Origin of the sequence: Methylophaga sp. UBA4204 (assembly GCF_002379485.1) — a bacterium.
Classification (GTDB): Bacteria; Pseudomonadota; Gammaproteobacteria; order Nitrosococcales; family Methylophagaceae; genus Methylophaga.
Map to the genome: position 1 here is coordinate 28328 of NZ_DFTU01000066.1, position 1164 is coordinate 29491.

Sequence of the window (1164 nt, forward strand, 5' to 3'; positions counted from 1 at the left end):
GATGCTGACAATCCTTATCTTCCACATCAACACTGCAGGGATAGTATTACTTATACCGGCACTCACGATAACAACACCAGTCTTGGCTGGTATCATGAGCTTGATGATGCAACCCGGCATCATATGCATCAATATATCGGACCCAGCGATGAAGCAATGCCCTGGTTACTTATCCGGGTAGCATTAAAATCAGTCTCTCAACTTGCCGTTATTCCTATGCAGGATTTACTTGAGTTAGGTGGTGAACATCGAATGAATGTTCCCGGTACCATGGAAGATAACTGGATGTGGCAGTTTGAGTGGAATATGCTCTCTGAATATTGCTCAGGTAATTTAAGTGCCTTAAACAAAATATATGGACGTATCATTGATGAATAATATAGAAGATTATTTTTTTAGTGAGTCTCATATTTGGCTGGAAGAGCAAGGTGATGGAATTTTTACACTTGGTATCACTGAACATGCTCAGAATAGCCTTGGAGATATTGTATTTGTGGAGTTGCCTGCTGAAGGGCAACAGTTTGCAGCGGGTGAAGAGTGTGCAGTCATTGAATCGGTAAAATCAGCCTCGGATGTGATTATGCCGATTAGTGGTGAAGTCATTGCAATAAATCAGCAACTGGTCGAAATGCCTGAACTGATTAATCAGGAACCTTTTAACAATGGATGGATTGTGCGGTTTCGCTCTGAGGTTCCGTATGAAGAAATAGCTGCAGAATTAATGTCTTCCGCGGACTACGAGGCTTTTCTGGACCAATAGATGGCACCTAATATACTGGGTTGCCGAGCACCTGTTAAATGGCGCAAATCAAGTGCGTTATGTTGCAAAGTCTGTTCAGCAAACCATGCAAAGGCGGCGGACTCGACCCATTGTGGATCTAAACCGATTTCAGCTGTAGTGCCGACAATAATTGGCGCTAAATCCTTCCTTAGTTGCTTAACTAAAGCAGTATTTTTTGCCCCACCACCACAGATATAAAGTTTGTCTGTTTGAGCTGCGTATTGATGAATAGCATCTGCAATTGTCGATGCGGTTAATGCCAAGAGTGTGGCTTGAATATCCTGTGGTGGTAGATCTGCGCAATTAGCAGCAATTATCTTCTGCATTAACCAGTTTTGGTTAAATAATTCACAACCTGTGCTTTTAGGGATTTCCCGTTTGAA

Annotated in this window: 3 protein-coding genes; 2 read left to right on the plus strand and 1 reads right to left on the minus strand. The window is 42.4% G+C overall.

All coding sequences use genetic code 11. The features are described 5' to 3' along the window. Both B3182_RS09650 and gcvH read left to right on the plus strand, forming a co-directional pair. On the plus strand, positions 1-378 hold a 378-nt coding region (locus tag B3182_RS09650; RefSeq protein ID WP_292752578.1), incomplete at its 5' end, for a 4-alpha-glucanotransferase. After that, complete coding sequence (gene gcvH / locus B3182_RS09655) at positions 371-760, plus strand: glycine cleavage system protein GcvH (RefSeq protein ID WP_292354224.1); 390 nt, start codon at positions 371-373, stop codon at positions 758-760. The genes B3182_RS09650 and gcvH, both read left to right, overlap by 8 nt. Here the strand turns inward: gcvH and B3182_RS09660 are convergent. Then, positions 736-1164: anhydro-N-acetylmuramic acid kinase (locus B3182_RS09660; RefSeq protein ID WP_292752581.1), on the minus strand; the 429-nt coding region annotated here is incomplete at its 5' end. The genes gcvH and B3182_RS09660 overlap by 25 nt on opposite strands.